22 protein-coding genes are annotated in these 18,489 nt (G+C 58.1%); 16 read left to right on the forward strand and 6 right to left on the reverse strand.

Annotated features, from left to right (window positions below; all coding sequences use genetic code 11):
* Nucleotides 1-24: 24 nt before the first annotated feature.
* The 14 genes from A3224_RS05800 (at nt 25) to A3224_RS05865 (ending at nt 11,272) form a co-directional block, all read left to right on the forward strand.
* The gene (locus A3224_RS05800; protein ID WP_067152472.1) at nt 25-1,392 is read left to right on the forward strand and encodes a YihY family inner membrane protein; all 1,368 of its coding nucleotides are present in this window, start codon (nt 25-27) and stop codon (nt 1,390-1,392) included.
* A 13-nt stretch (nt 1,393-1,405) separates the two neighbouring features.
* Nucleotides 1,406-1,780 (forward strand): TlpA family protein disulfide reductase, encoded by a 375-nt coding sequence (locus tag A3224_RS05805; RefSeq protein WP_083421047.1) that lies wholly within the window; start codon nt 1,406-1,408, stop codon nt 1,778-1,780.
* 89 nt (nt 1,781-1,869) lie between these two features.
* Nucleotides 1,870-3,234, forward strand: coding sequence for an L-cystine transporter (locus tag A3224_RS05810; protein ID WP_067152474.1), 1,365 nt, complete (start codon nt 1,870-1,872; stop codon nt 3,232-3,234).
* Nucleotides 3,235-3,346: 112 nt separating this feature from the next.
* Nucleotides 3,347-3,721, forward strand: coding sequence for a hypothetical protein (locus A3224_RS05815; RefSeq protein WP_067152476.1), 375 nt, complete (start codon nt 3,347-3,349; stop codon nt 3,719-3,721).
* Between the two features lie 288 nt (nt 3,722-4,009).
* On the forward strand, nt 4,010-4,537 hold the full coding sequence (locus tag A3224_RS05820) for an RNA polymerase sigma factor (protein WP_067152478.1): 528 nt from the start codon (nt 4,010-4,012) through the stop codon (nt 4,535-4,537).
* Entirely contained in the window at nt 4,534-4,890 is a 357-nt protein-coding gene (locus A3224_RS05825; RefSeq protein ID WP_156481431.1) for a hypothetical protein, read from the forward strand. Before A3224_RS05820 ends, A3224_RS05825 begins: the two co-directional genes overlap by 4 nt.
* The gene (locus A3224_RS05830) at nt 4,874-5,119 is read left to right on the forward strand and encodes a hypothetical protein (RefSeq protein WP_067152482.1); all 246 of its coding nucleotides are present in this window, start codon (nt 4,874-4,876) and stop codon (nt 5,117-5,119) included. Before A3224_RS05825 ends, A3224_RS05830 begins: the two co-directional genes overlap by 17 nt.
* Nucleotides 5,112-5,543 carry a DUF3106 domain-containing protein gene (locus A3224_RS05835; RefSeq protein ID WP_067152484.1) on the forward strand — a complete coding sequence of 144 codons (432 nt, stop codon included), beginning with the start codon at nt 5,112-5,114 and terminating at the stop codon, nt 5,541-5,543. Before A3224_RS05830 ends, A3224_RS05835 begins: the two co-directional genes overlap by 8 nt.
* An 80-nt stretch (nt 5,544-5,623) precedes the next feature.
* A complete protein-coding gene (locus A3224_RS05840; protein ID WP_067152486.1) occupies nt 5,624-6,187 on the forward strand; it encodes a glycine zipper 2TM domain-containing protein in 564 nt (187 codons plus the stop codon).
* Nucleotides 6,188-6,235: 48 nt separating this feature from the next.
* A complete protein-coding gene (locus tag A3224_RS05845) occupies nt 6,236-6,559 on the forward strand; it encodes a PepSY domain-containing protein (RefSeq protein WP_067152488.1) in 324 nt (107 codons plus the stop codon).
* 45 nt (nt 6,560-6,604) lie between these two features.
* A complete protein-coding gene (locus tag A3224_RS05850) occupies nt 6,605-7,279 on the forward strand; it encodes a response regulator transcription factor (RefSeq protein ID WP_067157545.1) in 675 nt (224 codons plus the stop codon).
* 6 nt (nt 7,280-7,285) lie between these two features.
* A complete protein-coding gene (locus A3224_RS05855; RefSeq protein ID WP_067152490.1) occupies nt 7,286-8,632 on the forward strand; it encodes an ATP-binding protein in 1,347 nt (448 codons plus the stop codon).
* Between the two features lie 171 nt (nt 8,633-8,803).
* The gene (locus A3224_RS05860; RefSeq protein ID WP_067152492.1) at nt 8,804-10,081 is read left to right on the forward strand and encodes an O-acetylhomoserine aminocarboxypropyltransferase/cysteine synthase family protein; all 1,278 of its coding nucleotides are present in this window, start codon (nt 8,804-8,806) and stop codon (nt 10,079-10,081) included.
* Nucleotides 10,082-10,717: 636 nt separating this feature from the next.
* Nucleotides 10,718-11,272 (forward strand): hypothetical protein, encoded by a 555-nt coding sequence (locus tag A3224_RS05865; RefSeq protein WP_067152493.1) that lies wholly within the window; start codon nt 10,718-10,720, stop codon nt 11,270-11,272.
* A gap of 26 nt (nt 11,273-11,298) precedes the next feature.
* Here the strand turns inward: A3224_RS05865 and A3224_RS05870 are convergent, their stop codons facing one another.
* The 4 genes from A3224_RS05870 to A3224_RS05885 form a co-directional block, all read right to left on the reverse strand.
* Nucleotides 11,299-12,348, reverse strand: a complete 1,050-nt coding sequence (locus tag A3224_RS05870; protein ID WP_067152496.1) for an MJ1255/VC2487 family glycosyltransferase — start codon at nt 12,346-12,348, stop codon at nt 11,299-11,301.
* On the reverse strand, nt 12,345-12,860 hold the full coding sequence (locus tag A3224_RS05875; RefSeq protein ID WP_231902474.1) for a phosphatase PAP2 family protein: 516 nt from the start codon (nt 12,858-12,860) through the stop codon (nt 12,345-12,347). Before A3224_RS05875 ends, A3224_RS05870 begins: the two co-directional genes overlap by 4 nt.
* A 256-nt stretch (nt 12,861-13,116) precedes the next feature.
* Nucleotides 13,117-14,184, reverse strand: coding sequence for a saccharopine dehydrogenase family protein (locus A3224_RS05880; protein ID WP_197463072.1), 1,068 nt, complete (start codon nt 14,182-14,184; stop codon nt 13,117-13,119).
* A gap of 120 nt (nt 14,185-14,304) precedes the next feature.
* The gene (locus tag A3224_RS05885; protein WP_067152500.1) at nt 14,305-14,625 is read right to left on the reverse strand and encodes a DUF3301 domain-containing protein; all 321 of its coding nucleotides are present in this window, start codon (nt 14,623-14,625) and stop codon (nt 14,305-14,307) included.
* Between the two features lie 57 nt (nt 14,626-14,682).
* Here A3224_RS05885 and A3224_RS05890 point away from each other — a divergent pair, with 57 nt between their 5' ends.
* Nucleotides 14,683-15,378 (forward strand): SDR family oxidoreductase, encoded by a 696-nt coding sequence (locus A3224_RS05890; RefSeq protein ID WP_067152502.1) that lies wholly within the window; start codon nt 14,683-14,685, stop codon nt 15,376-15,378.
* A gap of 289 nt (nt 15,379-15,667) precedes the next feature.
* Here the strand turns inward: A3224_RS05890 and A3224_RS05895 are convergent, their stop codons facing one another.
* Nucleotides 15,668-16,426, reverse strand: coding sequence for an SDR family NAD(P)-dependent oxidoreductase (locus A3224_RS05895; RefSeq protein ID WP_067152504.1), 759 nt, complete (start codon nt 16,424-16,426; stop codon nt 15,668-15,670).
* Between the two features lie 127 nt (nt 16,427-16,553).
* Between A3224_RS05895 and A3224_RS05900 the strand changes: the two genes are divergently transcribed.
* Nucleotides 16,554-17,486 carry a LysR family transcriptional regulator gene (locus A3224_RS05900; protein ID WP_067152506.1) on the forward strand — a complete coding sequence of 311 codons (933 nt, stop codon included), beginning with the start codon at nt 16,554-16,556 and terminating at the stop codon, nt 17,484-17,486.
* Here A3224_RS05900 and A3224_RS05905 read toward each other — a convergent pair.
* Nucleotides 17,479-18,252: a TSUP family transporter gene (locus A3224_RS05905; protein WP_067157552.1), complete on the reverse strand. Its 774-nt coding sequence runs from the start codon at nt 18,250-18,252 to the stop codon at nt 17,479-17,481. The two genes, A3224_RS05900 and A3224_RS05905, sit on opposite strands and share 8 nt — an antisense overlap.
* Nucleotides 18,253-18,489 lie beyond the last annotated feature (237 nt).

Consider the following 18,489-nt stretch of genomic DNA (forward strand, 5'->3'; position numbering starts at 1 on the left):
CGAACAACAAAAACGGAAACAGTCATGACAGAACTGGTGCGCCGCTGGCGCCGCTTTTTCACTTCCCTGTGGGCTCTGTTCAACGAGAAAAATTGCCGCCAGAGCGCCGCGGCACTTACTTATATGACGCTGTTCGCCATAGTGCCGCTGGTAACGGTCAGCTATTCCATGCTGTCTTTGTTTCCGGATTTTGCCGGTCTGGAAAGCAAGTTGCAGGAGCAGATTTTTTCCCACTTCGTACCGGAGAGCGGGCGCGAGGTACAGGAGTATATCAGTAGTTTTTCCTCCCAGGCTCAGCGCCTTACCGGTGTCGGCATTGCGATACTGTTGGTGACCGCGGGGTTGATGTTGCGCAATATCGAAGAGACGTTCAACGCGATCTGGGATATTCCGCGAGGGCGCAGCGGAATTTCCAGTTTTCTGCTCTACTGGGCCATTTTAAGCCTGGGGCCGATTTTGCTCGGTGCCGGTATGGCGGCCACCACTTATCTCTTTTCTCAAAAACTGTTTCTGCCGGAGGGGGATACCCTTGGCCTGTTGCCGATTGTGCTGCGGGTATTGCCGTGGATATTTACCGCCATCGCCTTCACCCTGCTGTTTATCGCGGTACCCAATTGTCGGGTACCACTGCGTCACGGTTTGGTCGGCGGCGTGATTACCGCTTTTGCGTTTGAAGTGGCCAAATATCTTTTCGGGCTGTTGGTAGCGCGCAGTTCTGTGCAAGTGATTTATGGTGCCTTCGCCTTTGTTCCCCTGTTCCTGATCTGGATCTACCTGATGTGGATCATCGTACTGGCCGGCTGCGTGCTGGTGCGCACGCTCACCGCCTATCATGCGGCCACCCACGGTAGAAGCTATTCGGATGTGGAAGCGACGCTGGTGTTGTTGTGGGCGTTGTTCAAAAAATACCGGCGCGGTTTGCCGCTGGGAGAAGAGGATATCTCCCGCGCGGGGATCAAACCTGCCCAGTGGCGGCATATCCGCCAAGTGTTACAGGACCACAAGCTGATCACCCAGACGGAGCGCAATGATTATGTGCTGGCGCGAGATCTGGATTCCCTGTCGCTGATGGATCTGGTTGAATGGCTCAGCCCCGCACCCATGGCGGCGCGAAGCCACTGTGACCTGCAAAGGTTGCCCTGGTACAGTGCAGTGGAACAGCGCTTTGCGGAATCGCGGCAGTATGCTGGTGAACAGCTGTCGCTGGGGTTGGGTGAGTTATTCCGCAGTGCGTTGGAAGGCGAGCTTGCTGCAGGTGCCGACGAGGCACACGGGGAAAAAAAGAGCAAGAGTAGACGCGGAGGGGGTAAGCGTGGATCCACAAACGGGAAATCAGAAGACGATTCTGTGGGCAGCCTTACTGTGCTTGGCCGCGGCAATAAGCGGCTGTGATTCCGGCGAGCGGATGCTCTCTGTTGACGGCGAGGGGCTCGAACCGGCCGGCCGGGTGTTGCTGGTCAATTACTGGGCCGAGTGGTGTGCGCCCTGTCGGGAAGAGATTCCCGCACTGAATACACTAGCCCAAAGCGCGGAGACAGTGTTGGTCGTGGGCATCAATTATGACGCCTTACCTGCCGAGCAAACGCGGACGCAGATGGAAAAGCTGGGCATCGTCTTTCCGGTTTTGGTGGAGGAACCGCCTTACCGCTGGGGACAGCCCCGCCCGGACATATTGCCGAGTACTTTTGTGATCGACCCGGATGGCCAGTGGCGGGAGACACTGGTCGGGCCGCAAACCCTTGAGCAGTTGAAGGCGGCGGTGGAGCGAAGCCGCTTATAGCGCTATAACAAATGCAACTATAGGGTCGTCGCCCGTCGCTGTTAGCATGCCGCGACTTTTTCACAGTGACCGGACGGAACCCTCACAACATGCAATTGAGCTCGCTGCTTTTCTTACTCATCTTTTTCATACTGTTCTGGCCCTTGTACCGCTGGCATAGGAGTCGGGCGTCTCTGGCGCCGGCGGTATTCGCCGGGTTGACACTGGGAGTCCTGTTCGGCGGTCTGTTGCAAGTGGCGCGCGGCTGGGGTGTGGTGCCCGCGGAATTATTGCCGTGGATAAGCATGGTGGGCGACAGCTATGTCAATCTGCTACACCTGTTGGTGATGCCGCTGGTGCTCATCTCGATTCTCGCCGCGGTGGTCAAAGTAAGCCACACTCAGGCACTGGGCAAAATCAGTGTTTCGGTGCTGGCAGTGCTACTCGGCACCACGGCAATCGCGGCTCTGATCGGCGTCGCCATGGCGCTGTTGTTTGATCTTTCTGCTGCCGGGTTGGTAGAGGGCGCCCGTGAAGCGGCTCGGGTTGAGGTGCTCAACGAGCGCATAGGAAGGGTCACGGGTCTTAGCCTTCCTGAAATCCTTACTTCTTTCGTCCCCAAAAATATTTTCTTCGATCTGAGCGGCGCGCGTGATACTTCCGTGATCGCTGTGGTGATCTTTGCCGTGCTCTTGGGGGTGGCGGCGCTGGCGGTGCGTCGGGAGTTTCCGCAGGAGGGGGCCGAGATAGAGCGTTTCGTCCATGTGGCTCAGGTGTGGGTGATGAAACTGGTGCGGCTGATTATGGCTTTTACGCCCTATGGGGTTATGGCCCTGGTGGCCGGTCTCATTGCCAAGTCCAGCTGGGCGGATATTCTCAATTTGTTCAATTTCGTCGTAGCCTCCTTCGCCGCGATTGCGCTGATGTTCCTGGTGCATGGCCTGCTGTTACTTGTTAACGGCATCAGCCCGCTGCGCTATTTTTCCAAGGTGTGGCCTGTTCTGGTGTTCGCTTTCAGCTCCCGCTCCAGCGCCGCCACCATTCCCCTCAATGTGGAGACGCAGGTAGAGGCGCTGCGCAATTCTCCCGCTATTGCCAATTTCTCCGCTTCCTTCGGTGCCACCATCGGCCAGAATGGCTGCGCCGGTATTTATCCGGCGATGCTGGCGGTTATGGTGGCGCTGCCCATGGGCGTCGATGTGCTGGACCCGGTGTGGCTCGCCACCCTGGTGGCGGTGGTGGTGATCAGCTCTTTTGGTATTGCCGGTGTCGGAGGTGGGGCCACATTTGCCGCGCTGGTGGTGTTGCCGGCCATGGGGCTGCCGGTGACCATCGCCGCGCTGCTGATATCCGTGGAACCACTGATCGATATGGCTCGCACCGCGCTAAACGTCAACGGCGCCATGACCGCCGGCACCCTGACCCAGCGCTGGCTCGGCAGAGAAGTGCCGGGGCCGGAGATTATCGAAGGCTGAAAATGGTCAGTGCTCTCTGTCAACCGATTTCGCCTGTTGGCGTTATGGATGAGTGAAGTCGTTGAATCCGGCTCGTTTGAATCTCCATACAAATAAGCACAGGGAGCAAACTATGAAAAAACTGATTTTGCCCACAGTGGTTGCCGCCGGTCTGCTGTTTTCAACCCCATTGTTGGCGGACAGCGATGCCGCCGAGCGTTTAGACAATCGGGGTGACCGTATCGAAAATCGCCTCGACCGGAAGGGTGACCGCATCGACCAGCGCCTGGACAACAAAGGCGATCGCATCGATAGGCGCCTGGATCGCAAAGCCGAACGCGCGGAGGCCAATGGCAACGACAAACTGGCGGAGCGTCTGGATCGCAAGGGCGACCGCATCGACCGGCGCCTGGATAATAAAGGCGACCGCATCGACAACCGTCTGGACCGCAAAGGAGACCGCATAGACCGCCGTATGGACCGTCGTGGCCGGGCATTGAGCGATTAATGTCGGGTAATTTTGTTTTGTTCGCCCAGTCACTGGGTTTGGTTCCGGGGCGTTCGAGCCGCGGGGTAGGCATTGTGGCAAGGCGGAGGATTTCCCGCAGCACCGTCCGAGACGCTTCCGCCACGGACGGTTTGCAACGGCCATTCCATTACATGACTCCCTGGTACACATCGGCCAGAGATTGCACCGAACCCAGGGCGTGGAAGCCTCGAGAACTCAATCACGGCCGCTCGCTGTAATTGGCGGCAAAATGGAATTTTCTGCACGAAACAGCGTCGATCGGCATTCATGAATCAATTTCTGGCCTCGGTGGAACGGCGGGCATTTACTATGGCGAGGCTGGCAGTGGGCAATCCCGACGACGCCCTGGACATTGTGCAGGACGCCATGTTGGCCCTGGTGAAAAACTATCGCCACCGGGATAGGGCAGAGTGGAGGCCGCTTTTTTTCACCATCCTCAACAACCGCATTACCGACTGGCACCGCCGCCGCAATACGATCTCCCGCTGGCAATTGCTGAGGGAAAGACTGGTGGGAGACTCCGCCGAAGACGCCGAGCTTGACCCGGGTGATCTGCCGGGCCCACAGGCCGCCGCTCCGGATCGGGCGCTGATCAGTGAGCGTACACTGGACGCTATAGACTCGGCTGTGGGCCGATTGCCCCTGCGTCAGCAGCAGGCCTTTTTGTTGCGTTGTGTAGAGGGGTTTGATGTGGCGGAAACCGCCCGCGCCATGTCCTGTAGCGGCGGCAGTGTAAAGACCCACTTGTCCCGCGCGCTTGCCACATTGCGCAAACACCTGGAGGATTTGCGATGAAGCCGTCTGTCCCGAAATCCGACAGCAACCGATGCGTGATCGACGCCGCCCGCGAAGTGATGGCGCGTCGCGACCGCGAGCTGGACGGCGAGACGCTGGCGAGCCTGCGCTGCGCCCGCGCCCGAGCGCTGGAGGCGCAGCGTGTGTGGGCACCTGTATGGCTGCCTGCCGGTGCCGCGGTGGCCGCAGCTGTGGTGGTGGCGCTCTTGTGGACTCGTGCGCCCGAGCCGGAAACGGAGCTTTTTGCCGGTGGTGAATGGTTGCTGGAGGATGGTATGGAAATCGAATTGATGGAGGAAATGGATTTCTACCAGTGGCTTGCAGAGGAGGCGCTGGATGATCACTCTTCCTGATCCGCGCCGACTGGGGCTTTTCCTGTTGCTTTTGCCTATTTCGCTCCTCGCAGCGGATCCGAAAGCACAATCCGCGTTGGACGCAGATTTTTTGCTGTTTCTGAACGAGTGGGTCGACGACTCGGGAGAAGTTTTCGAGCCCGATAACCTGGAGCCGTCGCGGGAAGTGCCGCCGAGTGAAACGGAAGAGGGGCAGGCGGCCCGACCACAGGAGGAAGGTGATGCTTAGATGGTTGATAGTAACGCTGACCGAGACTGTCGGCCTGGCGCTTCTCCTGTTCGCTGCGGGGGTAAGCGCGGCGGATTGGCAGAGTCTGAGCGACGGCGAGCGGCGCATTTTACAGCGCTTCGAGGAACGCTGGCCGGACCTCTCCGAGACACAACAGCAAAAGCTCCTCAACGGTGCCCGCCGCTGGGCGGCGATGACACCGGAGCAGCGCCAGCGGGCGCAGGAGCAATACCGCAAATGGCAGGATTTGCCACCAGAGCGCCGCAAAAAACTGCGGGAGGCATACCGGCGTTTCAAGGCGCTGCCGCCAGAGCAGCGCGCGCGCATCCTCAAGGCGCGCAAGAAATTTCGCCAGCTGTCCCCCGAGCAGCGGCGCTGGCTGCGCGAACAGTGGCGTCGGCGCAGGCTGAGTAATGAAGACTGATGTCAGCAGCGGAGATTCAGCTTCGATTCATTCCCCCAGCTTTAACCTTTCCCCGTCGATAATCTACGGGAGAAAGCACCGTGAAATACTACAAGCAGCTCCTCGTCGCCGCTCTGGTGGCCGGATTGGTGGGCTTTAGTGCCTGCGCCAGTGCTGGTGACAGCGGTTATTACCCCCACGATGGTTACGACTACGCTAGGGTGGTGAGCGCGACCCCAGTGTATACCGATGTCCAGGTGCAAACCCCGCGCACCCAGTGTTGGGACGAGCAGGTGGCCTACCGGCAGCCGGCCTCTCCGGCCGGAGCGGTAATCGGTGGCCTGATCGGCGCCGCTGTCGGCAACAAGCTGGGCAAAAACCGCCATCGCGGACATGGATACCGCCATCGCCACGACCGGGGGGCTTCCACCGTGGCCGGTGCGGCGGTCGGCGCGCTGGTGGGCCACCAGATCAGCAGCGCCAATGCGCCCACCCACTATGTGACGGAACAGCGCTGCCAAGTCGTGGAGGAAGTCACCACCCGGCGGGAACTGATCGGATACGACGTGCGCTACCGCTATAATGGCCGGGAATATCTGACTCGCACAGACCGGCATCCCGGCGATAGAATCAGGGTTCGCGTCGATGTCACGCCGGCTTGGTAACCGGCCTGTCGATACCGAAAAAATATTACCGTGCACAGGAGCCGCACCGTGAAAATCAATTGCGCCGCAATCCGGTCGTTTCCCCTAGTCATCGCACTGCTGATGAGCGTTCCAGCCGCGCAGCTGCAGGCGGCCGGCGCGCATGAACGGGGTGGCTTGCGGCCGGAGTTTTCCTTGGTGCAAAAAAAGGGCGGCGTGTCCCGGGACGAGGCAGCGGCCATCGTCAAACGCCGTTACGGTGGCAAGATACTGGCGATATCCGAGGTACAGCGCGACGGCCGCAAGGTCTACCGGGTAAAAGGACTGTCAAAAAAAAGCCAAGTCTATGTGGTTTACGTAGATAAACGGAGCGGGCGCATTTCCCGTTCTTGATTGAAGAATATTGAGTTTCAAACAGGTAAATTTTCAGGGGGCACCATGCGTGCACTGTTAGTAGAGGATGAGGTGCTGCTGCGGCAACAATTGGCAGAGTCCCTGCGCGGTGCCGGCTATACCGTGGACGAAGCGCCGGATGGTGAAGAAGCGCTCTACCTGGGGCGAGAATACCCCTACGACGTAGCGGTGATGGATCTGGGATTGCCGAAGATAGACGGTATTCAGGTCATTGAAACACTGCGTGCCGAAGACAAACACTTTCCGATCTTAATTCTCACTGCGCGCGGCCACTGGCAGGAACGGGTGGCGGGGCTAGAGGCCGGCGGTGACGACTATCTGGTAAAACCCTTTCATACCGAGGAGCTATTGGCGCGGCTGAACGCCCTGGTGCGCCGTTCCGCTGGTTTTTCCTCTCCAACTATTAAAGCGGGCCCTATCACCTTGGATACCAGTTCCCAACGGGTGCGGGTAAACGATACCGAGCTGGATCTGACCTCATTCGAATACAAGGTCCTGGAATACCTGATGCTGCATCCGGATGAGGTGGTTTCCAAAACCACTTTGACCGAGCACATTTACGAGCAGGACTGCGATCGCGACAGCAATGTCATAGAAGTATTTATCGGCCGTCTGCGCAAGAAATTCTCTGTGGCGGCGCAGCTGAAGCCGATCGAAACCCTGCGCGGCCGCGGTTACCGTTTTGTCGCCCCGGAATAGCAGCGCGTGCTCTCATTTTGGTTCGATTCCCTAAAGGGACGATTATCCCTTGTCACCAGCCTGATGCTGGTGGCCTTTCTGCTGGTGTTTTCGGGCGTGTTGGAACACGCCTATCGGAGTTCTCTGGATGAAGCCAAAGAGCGGGAGCTCCAGCTGCACGTGTACACGCTGCTGGCAGTGGCGGAACCCGAAGCGGGCACATTGAGCTTTCCTCCCCTGTTGCCGGAGCAGCGCTTCAACCAGCCGGATTCCGGGTTGGTGGGTGCGGTTACCGATGATCGGGGACGGGTTATTTGGCGCTCCGCGTCGTCCCTCGCATTGCCACAATTGCCCTCCCACCCACTACCTCAGGGGCGCCAAGCCTTTGGCCAGGTGACACTGCCCGGGGATGCCGGCCGCTATGTCAGCTTCCGCCAGGGGGTGGCCTGGGGACTGGATAACGAACAGCGCTTCACTTTTATCGTTATGGAAGATGCCGCGCCGCTGGCCGCGCAGGTGGAACAGTTCCGCTCTACCCTTTGGCGCTGGCTGGGACTGGGCGCGCTGTTGCTGGTGCTGATTCAGTGGCTGGTCTTGCGCTGGGGCCTGGCGCCGCTGCGATCCGTAACCCGTGGATTGCAGGAGATGCAACGGGGTGGCAGCGACCGTCTGGAGGGCAAATTTCCTGGCGAATTGCGTCCACTGACCGACAACCTGAACCTGTTGATTGAAAATGAGCGCCGCCAGCGGGAGAAAACCCGGCACACACTGGCAGACTTGGCGCACAGCCTCAAAACACCGTTGGCGGTACTCAAGGGACTGAATTTTTCCGGAGATCCGCGCGAAGCCTACAAGACCCTGATAGATCAGGTGCAGCGCATGGACAGCATTATCGGCTATCAGCTGAACCGCGCTGTTACCGGATCGCCAAAGTCGATATTGCGCGGTGTCCCCGTGGCACCGCTGGTGCAGAAAATCCTCGATGCACTGGAAAAGGTCTATCGCGAAACCCCCTGCAATGTGCAACTGAAATGCGACCAGCAGACCCGCTTTTATGGCGATGAGGGCGATCTGATGGAGCTGCTTGGCAACCTGCTCGACAACGGCTACAAATATGGCGGCGGAGAAATGGACGTGGCAATAGAAGGCCGCAACGATGGGCGTAAACTCCATATCCGAGTGGCCGACCGGGGGCCGGGCATGGACGAGGAAAAATGGCAGCAGGTCACCCAGCGCGGTGTGCGCGCCGACCAACAGCAACCGGGGCAGGGTATTGGCTTGGCGGTGGTCGTGGATATCGTGGAGAGTTACGAGGGCCAAATTTCCGCGGTGCCCCGCCCCGGGGGCGGCACTGAAATCAAAGTCGACCTATAGGCGGTAATGCCGCTGGAATCCTGTAGGGGCCCACTGTGTCCCCCGGGCTTGTCGCGGGGCTCTGCGCAGTCCTGCGGAGCGATCCCTATCTCAATCTGCTAGCGGGCCGCGCCTGTGGCATACTCTTGGCCCCAATCCCGAACAGACCAATTCAATGCAAGGACTCTTGCCATGAAACCGGAAACCCTGGCGTTGCACGCGGGCTTTAAGAGCGATCCCACCACCAAGGCCGCGACCACACCGATCTACCAGACCACTTCCTACACCTTCGATGATACCCAGCACGGCGCTGATCTGTTCGATCTCAAGGTGCAGGGCAATATTTATACCCGCATTATGAACCCGACCAATGCGGTCCTCGAGGAACGTATGGCGGCACTGGAAGGCGGCATTGGCGCTTTGGCCGTGGCTTCGGGCATGGCGGCGATTACCTACGCGATTCAGACCATCTGTCGGGTCGGTAACAATATTGTCAGTACCAGCCAGCTCTATGGCGGTACCTATAATCTGTTTGCCCATTCTCTGCCCAATCAGGGCATCGAATGCCGCATGGTGCCCCACGATGACTTTGAAGCCCTTGAAAAGGCCATCGATGACCAGACGCGCGCCCTGTTCTGCGAGTCCATCGGCAACCCGGCCGGCAATGTGGTGGACCTGCGGCGCTGGGCAGAGATCGCCCACAAACACGGCATTCCGCTGATTGTGGACAACACTGTTGCCACTCCTTTCCTGTGCCGGCCCTTCGAACACGGCGCAGATATCGTGATTCACTCGCTGACCAAATACATCGGCGGTCACGGTACCACCGTCGCTGGTATCGTTGTGGATTCGGGCAAGTTCGACTGGAAAGCCAGTGCGGATAAGTTTCCGATGATGAATGAACCGGACCCCTCCTATCACGGGGTTGTTTACACCGAAGCGCTCGGCGAGGCTGCCTTTATCGGCCGTTGCCGGGTGGTTCCTCTGCGGAATACTGGTTCGGCACTGTCTCCCTTTAATGCGTTCCTAATCATGCAAGGGCTGGAAACTTTGGGGCTGCGCATGGAGCGTCACTGTCAGAACGCGGAAGCCGTGGCCCGTTTTCTCCAGCAACATCCGGCGGTGGAGTGGGTCAACTACGCTGCCCTTGACGACAGCCCCTACAAAGCCACCTGCGAAAAGATTTGTGGCGGCAGGGCTTCGGGTATTCTGAGTTTTGGGATTAAGGGCGGGCGAGAAGCTGGTGCCCGATTTATCGACGCCCTGGAGATGATTTACCGGCTAGTCAATATCGGAGATGCCAAGTCCCTGGCCTGCCACCCAGCTACCACCACCCATCGCCAGCTCAATGCCGAGGAATTGCGTAGTGCCGGAGTGAGTGAGGACTTGGTGCGGCTGTCCATTGGCATCGAGCACGTGGACGATATTATTGCCGATATACGCCAGGCACTGGAGAAATCCCAGGCTTGATTCTTCCCGCCGGCTGCGCTGAAAACAGCCGCTCACTAACAAGCCCAGCCAGCTCCAGCATCCGGCTGGGCTTGATTCGCGCACAATGCGTCGTCCCTTCTGCGATATTCATATACTGCTTCCGGGGGGAGCTTGAATAGCTATCAGAAGTTATAAGGCGTTGGCTCAGCTGATGGTTCATACGCTTTATAAATCATCAGGATTCTTTTATCGAATAAGAGACGGTTCACTATTTTTGGCGTTAAATGTTTCGTATTGGAATGTAATTCCGTTGCCTTTTGCACTTTGGTAATTCACCATTTTCTCAGTGGATATAGTCCTCTAAACGATTTTCCCGGTCAGACAGTGGTTTAAGGCTCGTAGATAATTTTCATGCCGCCGGCCGGACTTTCGTCAAAATACCTCCTGATATTTTCGTTCCCGGGATTACAGAGTGCTCTGTGGTAGTTTTTTCGTGAGACAACCACAGCGCTCACGCAAATAATTCAGGAAAACTCTGATTTATTCGCATAAGTTCTGTAGCCGTTACCGGATGCTCAGAAAATGGTGTGGGCTGCCTATCTGGCTTCAAAGAGCCTTTACCGTTGCAAAGCGACTGAATCAGAGATTCCATAAAACGCGAAAAGGTGAAAGATCATGCCTTCAAGTACGCAAAATGTCCTGATCACATGGATTCCAAATTCTATTGATGGCGCTCGAGAGGCGACTAAGTTATACCGGCTTTACAAAAATTATGCCGAGCTTCGTCCACCCGAGAGGCTGGGAGATATGGGCGAGTTTATGAGTGTCATTTTGGTTGGTCATCGCAGTGAACTATTGTGTGACTATATTATACAAAGCATGCTCAAAGTCTTTTCCGGCAAGCAGAATCTATCCAGGACTAGGGCCTGTGGATGCAACTGGTTGGTGTTGGCCATATGCGAGGGCGGCGTGGGGAAATATCACGGTGCGCTTAGTGACAATAACGAAATCCTGTCTCCCGCCCGGCGGCTGGCAGATTTGCTCAAGATAAAAGTTTCGTCTACCGTGCGCCCGCTTTTATTTGATGAGGTCGGCCAGGGCAAGGCGTTCACCTTGGCATGTGGTGGGCTATTGATCCGTTCGAACCCCGATCACAACCCGCTGTGGTATGACTTCGAGCCCAATAAAATCTCTATTGACGAACTCGCCAACCAGTTCAGCAGACTTTGATGTCCGTGCCGCAGTGTATGGGTTCGTTAATCCGCGGCGACCTGTGCCGCGCGGTCGGGAACCACTTGCCCCCAGAGGCCGTTGGCCAATTCAGCCGTGGTTTGGCGGCGGCCCTCGGCCAGCCAGCGCACAATGCTTCCAGCGACATCCGGCCACTGGATGCGCACACCGGTGGGGTCGCTGTCCAGCCAGCTGCCAATCGTAGTGGCATTTACCTGGTCTACGACATGGGCCAGTTGCAGTTCACGTAGTGCCAGGGCGTTGGCCTCTTGTTCAAATTGGCCGGCAAGGGGACGCGTAAGAATGGGTTTGCCCAAGGTCAGGGTTTCGGCAATCAATTCGAAACCGCTGTTGCAGATGACAGCTTTTGAACTTGCCACGTCTCGTTGGAAGCCGTCGATGGAGGGGGCCTTGAGCTCAATATTGCCCGCCGCCGGCAGGTCGACCGGAGCGCCGTAGACAATAAATTGTTGCGGTAGCCTGGCTAGCTCGCTCAGTAGCGGCTGGTGGTGTTCAAAAGGTAGATAGACGAGGATATGGTCGCCGCTTTCGGCTTCGCCGTGGGGCTGAGCGATCGGCGGCAGTATCGGGTGGCCGAAGTGGTACCAGTGCATACCGAGACTGCTCTGCACTGGCGCGAAGGTGCGCATGATGCCGCGCGCTGTCCATTTGAAGCGCGGAGCGGGGATCGGAAAGTTGAAGGCATACTGGTGCCCCAGGCCAAGGCTGGGGACGCCGCGGCGTTTGGCCGCCCAGGCGGTGACTGGCTCGAAATCGCTGATGACCATATCGAAGTCGTTCACCGGCAGTTCGCGGATATCTCGCAGCAACTTGCCCAAATTGAGTTGCCTGATGGTGGCGAGGGAATCTATTTTTCCTTCCCGGTGCACAAAGGTCAGGCCCTCACGCCACCAGTAGTCACCGAAGGGTTCCATGCTGAAGAGTTTTTCGGGAGAGCGGCCGGAAAAGAGCCACTGCACTTCCAATTGCGGGTGTTGAGCGAGCGCTTTGGCCATGGCGCGGGCACGCGAGATATGCCCATTGCCGGTTCCCTGCACGCCGTAGAGTATTTTCACAAAAAGGCTCCACTGATTAATAGGCCGACACTGGTGCCCAGGGCTGCGCCTGCGCAGACATCGGTGGGGAAGTGTACCCCCAGTCCTACTCGCGAGGTGCCGACGCCTGCGGCCCAGAAGTAGCCCAGCAACCACAGTGGACTCAGGGTCTGGGAGAGCAGGGTGACGAACAGGAAGGCGCCGGAAGTGTGCCCTGAAGGCAGGCTGAAACGGTCGTGGGCGACAATCACCGAACGCATGCCGGGAATGGCTTGCGGTGGGCGGAGCCGCTTGGTGGTGTTCTTGATAGTCCAATAGAGTGAGCGTTCCACCGCGAAAGCGGTGCCGCACATAAAGAAGTATTGTATCGCGGCGGCGGTGGTGCTGGAGAGAGCCACAATCAGCGGGGACAGTAGGTACAGCCAGCCGTCCCCGCTTTTGGATAGCCACAGATAGCGCTTGCGTGATGCGGGCCGTGCCGCCCGCTGTGCCATATGCAGTACCAGGGACACGTCGAAATGTTTCAGAGTCATCGGTAAGCTTCGCATGTCGTCAAGGTACGAAGCCAATGTTGCGTCGACTTGACCAATTTATGTCAAAAACATGAAATCTTGCCGGTTTGCGCAACTGGGCGGAAAAGAGAAGTGTTAAGGCGCCCGTATACCAATTGTCGGAACGTCGGGGATTTGGTGTTAGCGCTGATATGAATGCAGCGGAGCTTTCTCCCACTTTTTATCCTGGACGGTATATGGTCAACTCCCGGGAATTCTTATAGCGGACTCTGAGGGGCTAGTCGATGCCTATTTCGATTGCGCCGGAACCGGGTAGTTTTTCAACTAATTCGCTACCACACAGTTTTGACGGGGTGAAATAGCCCCCGGGACCCTCGTAGTTCAATAAAAACGCCATTACTGCCAGGGTGCCGTGTACAGTGACATCATAGCCGTTAGCGGTCACGACACGGCCAATTTTGCGCTCGCCGCGGCGATCGTTGCGCACTTCGCCCCAAACCCAGGTTTTCTGTTCGGCGCGCGCCTGTTCTCCGGGGCCGCGCACCGAATTGTCCACTTTCTTTTTTAGCCACTTCTGCATCCAGTTCATGCGCAGCAGCCAGCGGAACTTGTTGAGCCGTTTCAGTTTTTTAGCCCGGCGCGGGCTCATGGGGATGTAGACCTCAATATTGGGGATGCCGGTGGTGTAGTATGCGGTGGCCACATCGCCCCAGGGAATGGCGACGGCGAATTTCTCACCGCGGCCGAAATTTATCTGCCGGGTCAGCTCGCCGTGGCCGATGATTTCTATTTCACCTTTGCGGCGCACAGCGCCGCCAACGCCCAGACTTTCGATAGAGGTTTTGGCGGTGCCGGGACTCAGCGCAGAATCCGAGTCGAAACCCAGGGCCAGGTGAGTGGCGGAAGGAATGGCTTTGTGCAGTGCCGCCGCAAGGCAGTCAGTGGGGATTACATCGAAACCCGTGCCGGGGCAGAGCACCACGCCCGCTGACTCGGCCTGGTCATGCATGCCGTGGGCCATTCGGTAAACCGCCATTTCACCGGTGATATCCTGATAGTGGGTGCCGGTGTTTAGGCAGGCGCGCATCATGGGTTCGGCGGTGGCGGAAAAGGGACCGGCGCAGTGGATGACCACTTGAATATCGCGCAGTGTGTGCTCCAGAGTCTCGGATGCATCTAGACCGATGGCCACGGCGGGCAGGCCCAGTTCGTCCGCCAGCGGTTGCAGTTTTTTCGCGTCGCGCCCCGCCAATACCGGGCGGTAACCCTTTGCCACAGCTTCGCGCGCGATCAGTTCGCCGGTGTAGCCGTAGGCACCATAAATCATTATTTTTTTGTCGTTCACCGAATAGCCTTATCTGTTCGATCGGTTGCGGAAACGGAGTGACGCAACCTTATGGTCTCGTCTGAGTCTAGTCAAACGCTTGTCATATTCGGTGGTGTGACCGCGGCACTTTGGAGCGCTTCAGGCCACGTGATAGGGGGAAAGCTGTATCCGTGTGATGCGGCGCCCGTGCAATACCACCGTGCCGGCGTAGCGGTACTCGCCAGTGGATGTGAATTCGAACCCATAACTGCGATGCAGGCGTAGCTGTCCGCGTTCGTCACGCTTTAAGCGGGTGCGCGTCAGTGCCACAGTGTCGTCCAGCAATTGCAGGCCTTGCTCGCGACAGTAACGAGCCGCAACTCTGCGCACTTGTTCTTTGGCCGCCATCCCTGTCCAGAGGTAGCCAACTGCCAGGGTGGGCAGGAAGAGCCAAAAGAGATCGCTGAGAGAGTAGAACATTGGGTTGCTGTTGTTATCATCGGACCGCGCAAGAATAGCATTATTCGAGGAGAAAGCATGTCCGGCACCATCCTGATTACCGGCAGTAACCGGGGCATAGGCTTGGAAGTTTCCCGTCAATTCGCATCGGAAGGTTGGCGAGTACTCGCCTGCTGCCGCGACCTGAGTAACGCGGACCTGTTGCGTGCACTCAGTGAACAGTATGCCAACGTGCGGCTTCTGCCGCTGGACGTGACTGATCACCAGGCGGTAGCGGCCCTGGGCCGGACGCTGCAAGACGAGTCTATCGATATTTTGCTGAACAATGCCGGCTACTATGGGCCCAAGGGGGTAGGATTCGGAAATGTGGACTTCGATGAGTGGCGCAGGGTGCTGGAAACCAACACCATAGCGCCCTATGTCATGGCGGAGACCTTTGCCGACAAGGTGGCTGCCAGCGGGCGTCGCGTGATCGCTGTCCTCAGCAGTAAGGTGGGCAGTATCGCCGACAATACTTCCGGCGGCGGTTATATTTACCGCTCCTCCAAAACGGCGGTGAATCAGGTGGTCAAGAGTCTCTCCATCGATTTGCGCGATCGGGGGATCAGTGTGATAGCGTTGCACCCGGGTTGGGTAAAAACTGCAATGGGTGGCCCCAACGCGTTGATTTCGGTAGAAGAGAGTGCGGCGGGGCTGAAGCGGGTCCTGCTGAATGCCAGTCTGGAAAACAGCGGGCGTTTTATCAATTACGACGGCAGTGAGATTCCCTGGTAGTTTTTTTCTTGGCCACCAGTGGTAGGAGTGCCCGTGGACCGCTCCTACAGGGGCTGATAGCTTTCCCTAAGGAGCCTCTGATTAATTCATTTCCTGGTGGCAGAGGTTCTTCGGGGGCGGATGTGAAGCTCAGGTGATAGGACGGATATTTCGAAACCGTCGGATACAGGGATGTATCCGTCGGAGCTACAGGGAAGTACTCGTGCGTTTTCGAAATATCCGTCCTATTGCCTGAGCGTCCCGGAACCTACTTATTGTGTTCACGCGAATTAATCAGAGGTTCCCTAAATTACAGGAACATACCGCCTGAAGCCTCTATCCGCTGGGCATTGATCCAGCGATTCTCGTCTGACAGCAGCGAGGCAATAACGCCGCCGATATCTTCCGCCAGGCCCACGCGGCCCAACGCTGTCTGTGCGGCGATAAAATCGTTCACCTCCTTGTTATCGCGCACCCGGCCATCGCCGAAGTCGGTCTCGATGGCGCCTGGCGCGACCACGTTGACGGCGATCCCGCGCGCACCCAGTTCCTTGGCCATATAGCGACTCAGTACCTCGACCGCGCCCTTCATCGCTGCGTAGGCGGAGTGGCCTGGAAGAGTGAAGCGCGTCAGTCCGCTGGATAGGTTCACTATGCGGCCGCCGTCGGCGATCAGCGGCAGCAGTTTCTGGGTCAAGAAGAAGACACCTTTCACATGGATGTTCATCAGCTGGTCGAACTGAGCCTCAGTGGTCTCGGCAAAGGGCACGTGGATGCCGATGCCGGCGTTATTCACCAGGTAGTCGAACTGGTAGCTTTGCCAGCGGGACTGCAGCAGTTCGCGCAGCTGATCGGCGAAGCCGGCAAAGCCCTTCGAGTCGGCGGTGTCCAGATGCAGGGCGGTGGCGCGGGCACCGCGCCGTTCGATATCTGCGACCACTGTATTGGCCTCGGTCGCACGGCTGTGATAGGTCAGAATCACGTCCACGCCCTTGTCCGCCAGGTGCAGGGCGGTATTGCGGCCCAGGCCGCGGCTGCCGCCGGTGATTAGTGCGATTTTCTGTTTCATGGTCAGTTCCTGTCGTTGGTGGTGGTTTTACCCGGCGAATGAGAGCTTATTTGTCAGGAATGAATAGATAAACGCATCTAGTGTAGCTAGACTGTTTGTCTATTCTGAACAATGCCGGCGGCTAACCATGAAACTGCTGGAATCCATGAAGATCTATCTGCGAGTGGCGGAGCAGGGCAGCTTTACCGCGGCGGCGGACAGCCTGGGTCTGTCACGCGCCAGTGTCTCCAGCGCGATACAACAGCTGGAGAACCTGCTGGGCACTCGCCTGCTGCACCGCACCACCCGCAGCGTACAGATGACCCAGGACGGCCAGGTCTTCTACGAGCGCTGTTGGGATCTGCTGGCGGATATGGACGAGCTACAGAACCTGTTCCGCGAGGATGTTTCGGAACTGCACGGTCGCCTGCGGGTGGATATGCCGTTGCCAATCGCCCGCGACCTGGTGATTCCGCGCCTGCCAGAATTCCTGCGCATGCATCCGGGGCTGGAGGTGGAGCTGTCCAGTACCGACCGCTTTGTCGACCTGGTGCGGGAGGGTTTCGACTGTGTACTGCGGGTGGGCACCCTGCAGGATTCCAGCCTGATAGCGCGGCCCCTTGGCTACTACCGCATGGTCAGCTGCGCCAGCGCCGCGTACCTGGCCGAGTACGGCACGCCGCGCAATTTGGACGACTTGGCCGGCCACCAGCTTATCCATTATGTGCTGACTCTGGGCGCCCGCCCACCGGGTTTCGAGTATGTGGACCCGGCAGAACCGGATGTGGAGCAGTCGATATCCATGCAGGGAGCGGTGACTGTCAACAATACCGAGGCTTACCTGGAGGCCTGTATCGCCGGTCTGGGTATCATTCAGGTCCCCGAGGTCGGTGTGCGATCCTACCTGGAGTCGGGGGAGCTGAAGGAAATACTGCCCGAGTACCGGCCGGCGCCAATGCCGGTATCACTGCTCTACGCCAACCGCCGGCATCTGCCGAAAAGGGTGCAGGTGTTTATGGCCTGGATCGCCGAGATCATGCAGCCGCGGTTGGTTGATGCGGCCGGCAAGCGTCTTAGTTGAGACTGATCCAGTCGAAATACTGGGCTATCTGGCTGATGGACATCAGTACGCACATGGTGATCACCAACGGGCGAATCAGTTTTGCGCCGCCGTTCAACATAGTATGACTGCCGATAAAGGCGCCGAGCGCCTGGCCGGCCATCATGGCTGCGCCTATGGCCCAGATCACCTTTCCGCCAGCGGCGAAGAGCGCCAGGGATACTGCGTTGGTGGTGAAGTTCAGCAGCTTGGCGCGGATGGTCGCGGAGAGGAGTGTCTGTCCGCGAAAAGCGACGGCGGATGCGGCGAAGAAGGAACCGGTCCCCGGGCCGAAAGCACCATCGTAGAAGCCGACCCCGGGCGCCCAGGTCAGGGCCCACTGCCGCTCGGATTGCCAGGCTTCCGATTCGTGCGTTCCCAGGTTCGGCGACAGCCAAAAATAAAAGGCCACTGCAATCAGCAGCAGCGGAATCACCCAGCTCATCCAGCTGGTATCTATGCGCTGTACCACCCAGGTGCCCAGGGCCGCGCCTACTCCTGCGGCAATAACCAATGGTATCAGCGCGCGGCCGCGCAGATGGCCCTTGAGGAAAAGTGTCAGGCTCGCGGTCAGAACACCTACCACGGACTGGCTTTTGTTCGTGGCCAGGGCGTTGACCGGCGGCACTCCGGCGAGCAACAGAGCCGGCAGAGTGATCAGGCCCCCGCCGCCAGCGAGCGTATCCACCCAGCCTGCCAGCAAGGCGACCGCGAAAAAAATTAACAGCAGAGAGATCGTAACTTCCATCGGGAGGGAACCGCCAAGGGGGATCAGAAGCGCGGATTTTGCCTGAATCCTGTGCGAAAAAACATCTCCCGAGAGCAATTTCAAGGTGAAATAATGAGGCTTCTATTTGGCGCTGATATAACTGTTCAGTATTGCTTAATAGCAGAAGCCTCCTTCTAATCCACGCATTTGCCGCCCTCTGGAACTTTGGGCAAGGATAGTGAAGTTCTCCGCTACCGGTGCAATTGCCCCGTGTGC

Source organism: Microbulbifer thermotolerans (assembly GCF_001617625.1).
GTDB lineage: Bacteria > Pseudomonadota > Gammaproteobacteria > Pseudomonadales > Cellvibrionaceae > Microbulbifer > Microbulbifer thermotolerans.

What these genes read in the sequence shown, in the direction of transcription:
- A3224_RS05860 (WP_067152492.1), top strand. Translation starts at nt 8,804, where the DNA reads ATGAAACCGGAAACCCTGGCGTTGCACGCGGGCTTTAAGAGCGATCCC.
- A3224_RS05890 (WP_067152502.1), top strand. Translation starts at nt 14,683, where the DNA reads ATGTCCGGCACCATCCTGATTACCGGCAGTAACCGGGGCATAGGCTTG.
- A3224_RS05895 (WP_067152504.1), bottom strand. Translation starts at nt 16,426, where the DNA reads ATGAAACAGAAAATCGCACTAATCACCGGCGGCAGCCGCGGCCTGGGC.
- A3224_RS05850 (WP_067157545.1), top strand. Translation starts at nt 6,605, where the DNA reads ATGCGTGCACTGTTAGTAGAGGATGAGGTGCTGCTGCGGCAACAATTG.
- A3224_RS05905 (WP_067157552.1), bottom strand. Translation starts at nt 18,252, where the DNA reads ATGGAAGTTACGATCTCTCTGCTGTTAATTTTTTTCGCGGTCGCCTTG.
- A3224_RS05875 (WP_231902474.1), bottom strand. Translation starts at nt 12,860, where the DNA reads ATGACTCTGAAACATTTCGACGTGTCCCTGGTACTGCATATGGCACAG.
- A3224_RS05825 (WP_156481431.1), top strand. Translation starts at nt 4,534, where the DNA reads ATGAAGCCGTCTGTCCCGAAATCCGACAGCAACCGATGCGTGATCGAC.
- A3224_RS05810 (WP_067152474.1), top strand. Translation starts at nt 1,870, where the DNA reads ATGCAATTGAGCTCGCTGCTTTTCTTACTCATCTTTTTCATACTGTTC.
- A3224_RS05885 (WP_067152500.1), bottom strand. Translation starts at nt 14,625, where the DNA reads ATGTTCTACTCTCTCAGCGATCTCTTTTGGCTCTTCCTGCCCACCCTG.
- A3224_RS05805 (WP_083421047.1), top strand. Translation starts at nt 1,406, where the DNA reads ATGCTCTCTGTTGACGGCGAGGGGCTCGAACCGGCCGGCCGGGTGTTG.
- A3224_RS05815 (WP_067152476.1), top strand. Translation starts at nt 3,347, where the DNA reads ATGAAAAAACTGATTTTGCCCACAGTGGTTGCCGCCGGTCTGCTGTTT.
- A3224_RS05830 (WP_067152482.1), top strand. Translation starts at nt 4,874, where the DNA reads ATGATCACTCTTCCTGATCCGCGCCGACTGGGGCTTTTCCTGTTGCTT.
- A3224_RS05900 (WP_067152506.1), top strand. Translation starts at nt 16,554, where the DNA reads ATGAAACTGCTGGAATCCATGAAGATCTATCTGCGAGTGGCGGAGCAG.
- A3224_RS05835 (WP_067152484.1), top strand. Translation starts at nt 5,112, where the DNA reads ATGCTTAGATGGTTGATAGTAACGCTGACCGAGACTGTCGGCCTGGCG.
- A3224_RS05865 (WP_067152493.1), top strand. Translation starts at nt 10,718, where the DNA reads ATGCCTTCAAGTACGCAAAATGTCCTGATCACATGGATTCCAAATTCT.
- A3224_RS05820 (WP_067152478.1), top strand. Translation starts at nt 4,010, where the DNA reads ATGAATCAATTTCTGGCCTCGGTGGAACGGCGGGCATTTACTATGGCG.
- A3224_RS05800 (WP_067152472.1), top strand. Translation starts at nt 25, where the DNA reads ATGACAGAACTGGTGCGCCGCTGGCGCCGCTTTTTCACTTCCCTGTGG.